5 protein-coding genes are annotated in these 7,454 nt (G+C 74.6%); 4 read left to right on the plus strand and 1 reads right to left on the minus strand.

Annotation, left to right across the window (positions count from 1 at the left end; translation table 11 throughout):
• Window positions 1-221 precede the first annotated feature (221 nt).
• Together CA984_RS41365 and CA984_RS41370 are read left to right on the plus strand one after the other, a co-directional pair.
• Window positions 222-851 carry an HAD family hydrolase gene (locus CA984_RS41365; protein ID WP_242676465.1) on the plus strand — a complete coding sequence of 210 codons (630 nt, stop codon included), beginning with the start codon at window positions 222-224 and terminating at the stop codon, window positions 849-851.
• Between the two features lie 90 nt (window positions 852-941).
• Window positions 942-1,340, plus strand: a complete 399-nt coding sequence (locus tag CA984_RS41370) for a cold-shock protein (protein ID WP_086578790.1) — start codon at window positions 942-944, stop codon at window positions 1,338-1,340.
• Between the two features lie 16 nt (window positions 1,341-1,356).
• Here the strand turns inward: CA984_RS41370 and CA984_RS41375 are convergent, their stop codons facing one another.
• Window positions 1,357-2,964 carry an MFS transporter gene (locus CA984_RS41375; protein WP_242676466.1) on the minus strand — a complete coding sequence of 536 codons (1,608 nt, stop codon included), beginning with the start codon at window positions 2,962-2,964 and terminating at the stop codon, window positions 1,357-1,359.
• Window positions 2,965-3,255: 291 nt separating this feature from the next.
• On the opposite strand from CA984_RS41375, the gene CA984_RS41380 reads away from it, so the two are divergent.
• Together CA984_RS41380 and CA984_RS41385 are read left to right on the plus strand one after the other, a co-directional pair.
• A complete protein-coding gene (locus CA984_RS41380; protein WP_086578792.1) occupies window positions 3,256-4,092 on the plus strand; it encodes a DUF3027 domain-containing protein in 837 nt (278 codons plus the stop codon).
• Window positions 4,093-4,188: 96 nt separating this feature from the next.
• Window positions 4,189-7,296: a sacsin N-terminal ATP-binding-like domain-containing protein gene (locus CA984_RS41385; RefSeq protein WP_086578793.1), complete on the plus strand. Its 3,108-nt coding sequence runs from the start codon at window positions 4,189-4,191 to the stop codon at window positions 7,294-7,296.
• Window positions 7,297-7,454 lie beyond the last annotated feature (158 nt).

Consider the following 7,454-nt stretch of genomic DNA (forward strand, 5'->3'; position numbering starts at 1 on the left):
GGCCGGGCGGGGACGCGCGGGACGGGAAGGCGGGGCCGACCGCGAGACGGCCGCCGGACCGCTCGGCGCCGCCGCCCTCCCCGCTGGGCGCGTTCTCCCTGAAAGGGTTCCACAGCAGGTGGCGCCGCGTACAGCGGCTCAGGATTACCTCTGTTCCCAGAGATTTGGCATGCTTCGAGGGTTCAGCGGAGCAGACCCTCCGCGAAGCGGACGGGGGAGCGGTGATCGACCGGATGAGCTCGGTGGGGTTCGACCTGGACATGACCCTCGCGGACACGCGCGCGGGAATCGCCGCCGTCTACGACGAGCTGGCGCTGCGCATGGGCGTGTTCATCGACAGCGCGGCGGTGGTGGCCAGGCTGGGGCCGCCGCTGGAGTGGGAGCTGGCCAACTGGCTGCCCCCGGAGGAGATCCCCGCGGCCGTCGCCCTCTTCCGGTCGCTGTACCCCTCGATGGCCGTCCCGGTCACCACCCTCATGCCCGGCGCGCGCGAGGCCGTCGAGGCCGTACGGCGGGCCGGCGGCCGGGTCATCGTGGTGACGGGCAAGAACACCCTCGACGCGACCAGGACGGTCGGATTCCTCGGCCTGGACGTGGACGAGATCGCCGGATCGGTCTTCGGGGCCGCGAAGGGCCCGGCCCTCGCGACCTTCGGCGCGGCGGCCTATGTCGGAGATCATGTCGCCGACATCGAGGCGGCGCGGGCGGGGGGCGCCGCCAGCGTGGCGGTGGCGACCGGCCTCTATCCGGCGGGAGAGCTGCATGGTCACGGAGCCGACGTAGTGCTCGGCGATCTGACCGAGTTCGCCGAGTGGTTCGACGGCTGGCGAACCCCTGCCGCACTGGTGTAATTCAGGCCTGATTAGACGGTCGCCCTCGGCCTCCGCTGGGCATAACCTACATCCATTCCTTTTCACGACAGTCTGAACGAGGTCACCCCTGTGCCGAGTGGCAAGGTCAAGTGGTATGACGCCGACAAGGGTTTCGGCTTCCTCACCCGCGACGACGGCGGTGAGGTCTTCGTGCATTCTTCCGCGCTGCCCGGGGGCGTGGACTCCCTCAAGCCCGGCCAGAAGGTCGAGTTCGGCGTCGCCGAAGGACGCCGTGGCCAGCAGGCGCTCTCGGTCCGCGTGATCGACCAGCCCCCCACGCTCGCCAAGGCCGTCAAGCCCAAGGGCAAGCGCAAGAAGCCCGACGAGATGGTCGTCATCGTGGAAGACCTGATCAAGCTCCTGGACGCGGTCTCCACGTCCTACCAGAAGGGCAAGCACCCCGAGGCCGTGCACGCCAAGAAGATCGCCGCCGTGCTCCGCGCCGTGGCCGACGACCTGGACGACTGACCTCCTCCCCGGCGGCTCAGCCGTGGGGGTTGGTCAGCGGCTTGGTCCGCTTCTCCGTCGGGGGATCCTCGCGCCGCACGACCGCGGTCGTCGTTCCCGCGGCGTCCGGCCGGCGTCGCTCCCAGGGAGCCGGGGACCGGTCGTCGGCGGTGGCCGCGGGGGCGTCGGAGCCATCGGGGACGTCGGGGGCCCCGGCCCGGGCGGCCTCGACCTTGGCGTCCCTCGCCCGGACCCGCCCGCGCCGCCGTACCAGCAGCCAGCCGAGCGAGCCGCCCAGCGCCGCGGCCATCACCGCGAGCCCGGCCGGGCCGGAGGCGAACAGCGACAGCAGCAGGCCGGCCAGCCCGCCGAGCACCCACGCGATCTGCAGGAACGCCTCCACCACGCCGAAGGTGGACGAGCGCACCTCCTCGCCGATTTCGCGCTGCACGATCGCGTCCAGGGCGAGCTTGCCCAGCCCCTGGGCGAACGCGGACACCAGGGCGACGGCCACCACGGTCCACAGGTTGAACACGACCACCGCCACCACCGTGGTCACGGCCGACAGCGCCAGCGTCGACAGCACGATCAGCTGCGGGGAGCGGCTGCGCACCCAGGAGGCCACCACCGTGCCGAGCAGCCCGCCGGCTCCGGCGGCCACGGCCAGCACGCCGATCGTGACCGTCGGGGCGAAGCCGGGCAGCTTCCCGTCCTGCACGAGGAAGAGCAGGTAGAACAGGAGGAACCCGGAGTAGAGGCGGATGGCCACGTTGGCCTTCATCGCCTCGGCGACCACCGGCCCCACGTTCAGCAGGGTGCGCCAGCGGTGCGGACGCCTGTCGCCCTCCTCCAGCTCCTCGAGGTCGGGGGAGTCCACGTGGCGCGGGAGCCGTACGGCCAAGACGCCCTGGAGCAGGAAGAGCACCGTCGCGCCGCGCAGCACCCACTCGGCGCCGAGCCAGGCGCTGACGCCCGCGCCGATCGGGACCGCGACGCCGGCCGCGACCAGCGCGAACAGGGCGACCCTGGCGTTGGCGGTGACCAGCGCGATGTCGGCGGGCAGCACGTTCGGCATGATCGCCGCGCGGGAGACGTTGTATGCCTTCGACAGCACCAGCACGGCCAGCGCCGCGGGGAAGATGGTGAACACGTCGCCCGGGACGACCGCCGCCGCCATCGCGAAGCAGAGCAGTCCGCGCCCGAACAGGGTGCCCGCCATCACGAAGCGCCGGCCCGAGCGGAACCGGTCGAGGACCGGGCCGACGAACGGCGCGACCACCACGAAGGGGATCATCGTGATCAACAGGTAGAGGGCGACCTGGCCCCGGGCCTCGTTCACCGGGAGCTTGAACAGGGTCCCGGCCAGGGCCGCGGTGACCAGCGCGTCGCCCGCGCTGTGCGCGGCGGTCAGCTCGATCAACTGGCCCAGCCCCGTGCGGCCCGCGCCCTGGGCGTGGGTCAGCCGCCGCGCGGCCTTGCCGACCCGCTGCGTCCCGCTCGCCGCGCCGCGCCCGGCACGCGCGGTCGCCCGCCCCGTGCTCCGGCCCGCGCGCACCGTGGCCCGTCCCGCCTCGGCGGCCGAGCGGCCGATCAGACGTGAGACCTCGCCCGCCGTCTTTCGCGCTCGTTCCCACCCATTTGCCACGCATCCAGTCTTACCCGATTGACATCGACTCCATCGCCGCGGCACGGGAGCCCCACCCATCACAGGCGGGCGTCGCCGTTTCACATCCGCGGGGGGAGAGGCCGTCAGGGGGCGGCTGAAGTCGGAGGTTTCCGCCTCTGAGGCCCGGTGGCGGGCGAATCGTCGGGTGCGGTAGGACGGTACCGGTGCAGTACGCTCCGGGCATAGGTGAGAATGAACTGTGAGTCAGCGCAGCGAGCGAGCCAGAAAGCACAGCGGCCGTCGGGTTGCGAGGCCGACGGAGGAGAACTCGTGAGCCGTACTCGATCCCGCACAGCGCCCCTCGACCCGGCATGCGTCGCCGCCGTCGACCTGGCCCGCTCCGCCATCGAGGAGACCGTCGGGCCCGACCAGGTGGGCGAGCACCTCGGCGTCGAGGGCGAGGGCGAGCGTGTCGTCACCCACTACTTCGCCTGTCTCGACCACGCCTACCGGGGCTGGCGCTGGGCCGTCACCGTCGCCCGGGCCTCCCGTGCGCGCAACGTGACGGTCAGCGAGGTCGTGCTCCTGCCCGGCGCCGGCGCGCTGCTGCCCCCGGAGTGGGTGCCGTGGAGCGAGCGGCTCCGTCCCGGCGACCTCGGGGTGGGCGACCTGCTGCCCACCGCCGCCGACGACGACCGGCTGGCCCCCGGCTTCACCGAGACCGCCGACGACTCCGAGCGTCAAATGATCTTCGAGTACGGCCTCGGCCGGGCCCGGGTGCTCTCACCGATCGGCCGTGACCGCGCCGTGCGGCGCTGGCACTCCGGCGAGTCCGGCCCGCACACCCCGCTCGCGCACGCCGCCCCCGCCCAGTGCTCCACCTGCGGCTTCTACTGGCCGCTGGCCGGCGCGCTGGGGACCGGCTTCGGTGTCTGCACCAACGAGTACGCTCCCGACGACGGCCGCGTGGTCGCCGCCGACCACGGCTGCGGCGCGCACTCCGAGGCGGCCGTGCTGCCGCACCAGGTCGAGCCGACCTCGCCGATCCTCGACGACCTCGCCTACGACCACCTCCCCGAGGACTCCTCGGAGGCGGACCTGGCCGGTTCCGCGGACCTGGCCGGCTCCGTGGACGACACCGACACCGAGCCACTGGGTCATTCCTGACCTGACGCTTCCCCCGCAGGCCGCCGGACCGTCCCTGGTCCGGCCGGCTGCCGTGCGACGTGACCCGCGGGCCCTTCGACCTTTGGACTCATCGCTGTGACTGACATTTTCGGCACCGACCGACTGCGCTCCGCCGTGCTGGCGGCCTGGACGGCCTCGCCCGCGCGTTTCCGTGAGGACGCCAACGCCGAGGAGGACTTCGCGCTCGGCGGCTACCGCGACCGGCTGATCGTCGAGCTCGCCCAGAACGCCGCCGACGCCGCGCTCCGCGCGGGGGTGCCCGGACGGCTCCGCCTGTCGCTGCGCGAGGGAGTGCTGTCGGCCGCCAACACCGGAGCCCCGGTGGACGCGGCCGGGATCGAGGGCCTGTCCACGCTCCGGGTCTCCGGCAAGCGGGACGAGTCCGGCATGGCCGGCCGGTTCGGCGTCGGCTTCGCGGCCGTGGTGTCGGTCACCGACGAGCCGGTGATCGGCTCGCTCGGGTCCGGGGTCGTCCGCTGGTCGCGCGACCAGACCATCGCCCTGGTGGCGGCCGAGCCCGCGCTCGCCCGGGAGCTCACCGACCGCGACCGGCACGTGCCGCTGCTGCGCCTGCCGTTCCCCGCCGGCCCGGTGGAGGTTCCCGGCGGGTTCGACACGCTCGTACGGCTGCCGCTGCGTGACCGGGCGGCCGAGGACGCGGTCCGGCGGATGCTGGCGGAGACCGGCCCCGCGCTGCTGCTCGGCCTGCCCGCGCTGGAGTCGATCGAGATCGATGTGGACGGCGAGGTCCGGACGGTGCTGCCGGACGGCTGGAAGGTGGTGTCGGCCTCCGGGCGGTTCGCGCCGGAGCAGGTGGCCGAGCTGTTCGCCGACCGGCCCACCGAGGAGCGGGCCCGGCCCCACTGGCTGGTCCGCTGGGCCGTCCCCGTCGGCGGTTCCGCCGACGGGGCCTCGGACGGCGCCCCGGCCGGTCCGCAGGAGGGCGAGCCCCGGCCGCTGCCCGCGCGGGTGCCGCCCGTGGTGCACGCGCCGACGCCGAGCGACGAACCGCTGGACCTGCCCGCGCTGCTGATCGCCTCGTTCCCGATGGCCACCGACCGGCGGCACGTGGCCATGGGCCCGCTGACCGACTTCCTGGTCGAGCGTGCCGCCGAGGCCTATCTCGAACTGCTCGGCGGGCTGCCCCGCACGCCCAAACTGCTCGATCTCGTCCCCGGCCTGATGGGCAAGGGCGAGCTCGACGCCCACATCCGCCGGGCGATCCTGCGCAGGCTCCCCGCCGCCCCGCTCCTGCCCGCTCTCTCCCCGCCCGCCGACGCCGGGGGACTGCCCGCCGACGCGGGCGACCAGCCCGCCGACGGCGCCGACCTGGTCGTGGCGGGACGGCAGGCGTCCGTGGTCGCGGCCCCGGCCGAGCTGCTGGAGAAGATCGCCGGCATGGTGCCCGGCCTGCTGCCCGCCGGGTGGCCGTCCCGGCACCCCGCCGTCAACGCGCTCGGCGTGAAGCGGGTGGAGCTCGCCGACGTCGTGGACATGCTCTCCGGCGACGCCGTCAAGGACAGGGACCCGGCCTGGTGGCGGTCGCTGTACGAGGTGCTGCCCGCCGACGACCCCGAGGCGCTCGGCGCGCTGCCGGTGCCGCTGGCCGACGGCCGCCTGGTCCGGGGGCCGCGCGGCACGCTGCTGCTGAGTGACGGCTCCGCCCTGGACCCGGCAGTGCTCGCCCCGCTCGGGCTGCGCGTCGTCCACCCGGACGCCGCCCATCGGCTGCTGCTGCGGCTCGGCGCGGGTGAGGCGACGCCCCGGACGGTCCTGGAGGACCCGCTGACCCGTGCCGCGGTCGCGCAGTCCCTGGACAGCCCCGAGGCGGAGCCGGTGGCCCAGGCCGTCCTCGCGCTGGTGGAGGCCGCGGGGCTGGCCGCGGGCGAGGCTCCGTGGCTGTCGGAGCTGGCGCTGCGCGGCGCCGACGGCGAGCTGTACCCGGCCGGTGAGCTGCTCCTGGCCGACGGTTCGCTGGCCGGGCTGCTGGACCAGGAGACGCATTTCGGCACCGCCGCGCCCGAGCTGGTGGAGCGCTACGGCCCCCGGGTGCTGGCCGCGACCGGAGTGCTCGACGGCTTCGCCGTGGTGAACGACACCGACGTCATGATCGACCCGGACGAGTGCGACCACGATCTCGACCGTGAGGACGAGTGGCTGGAGGCGGTTCTCGACCTGCTGCCGGAGATGGACGTGCCGCCGGTCGCCAGGGAGTTCTCCGCCATCCGCGACCTGGAGTACGTCGCGGACTGGCCCTCGGCGCTCGCCCTGCTGTCGCGCCCGCCGCTCCGCTCGGTCCTGCACCCGCTGCGGGTCCTGGTCGCGGGCGAGGTCGTGGAGGTGCCCTCCTACACCGCCTGGTGGCTGTCCACCCACCCGGTGCTGGGCGGCAGGCGCCCCACCGAGCTGCGGCTCCCGGCCGGTGACCCCCTGCTGTTCGGCCTGTACGGCGACGCCCCCTCGGGTATCGACGAGGCCGCGCTGGCGATGATCGGCGTCCGGAGCACGCTGCCCGACCTCCTCGCCTCGCACGGCGGCCCCGACGAGCTCCTGGAGCTGCTGGCCGACCCCTCGATCGAGGTGGACCGAGCCCAGCTCCGGGCCCTGTGGGTGGCTCTGGCCGCCGTCGCCCCCGCCCGGGTGGCGCCTCCTCGCGCGGTCCGCGCCGTCCTCGACGGCCAGATCGTCGTCGCCGACGCCGAGGACGGCCACCTGCTGTCCGGCGGGGCCGAGGGGGAGCCGGGCGAGCCGGTCGTGGTCGAGGCGCCGGACCTGCTCCCGCTGGTCGCGGGCCGGCCGCTGATCCTGGCCCCGTTCGACCTGGCCGAGGCGCTGTCGGAGCTGCTCGACCTGCCGCTGGCGGGGGAGGAGGCTGCCGGTGAGGTGACCTCCACGGGCACGGTCCGCGAGGTCCTGCCCGCCGTACGGTCACTGCTGCCGGGCGCGCCCGCGACCTACGTGGAGCACGACAAGCTGCTCGTGGACGGCGTCCCCGCCGCCTGGCGGTTCTTCGAGGGCACGGTGCACGCCGAGGGTGTGGAGGGTCTGGCCCGCGGGCTCGCGTGGGCGTCGGGCCAGTGGGGCGACCGGCTGGCGGCCGCGGCGCTGCTGCGCGACCCGGCCGCGGTGCCGTTGCTGCTCGCCGAGTCCGACCTGGACAGCTGGACCGCCTCGACCGGTTAGCCCGCCGTCCCGCCCGTCCCGTCCACGGGGCCACGTGGAGGGTTGCGCGGAGGCTGTGCAGCCGTGCGCGAGCCGTGTGCGGGAGCCGTCCCCGGGCCGCGCGGAGCCGTACCCGGGCCGCGTCGGGACTGTGCGGAGGGCGCGGCCCTCCGTCAGGG

The organism is Streptosporangium minutum, assembly GCF_002149035.1.
Taxonomy (GTDB): Bacteria; Actinomycetota; Actinomycetes; order Streptosporangiales; family Streptosporangiaceae; genus Streptosporangium; species Streptosporangium minutum.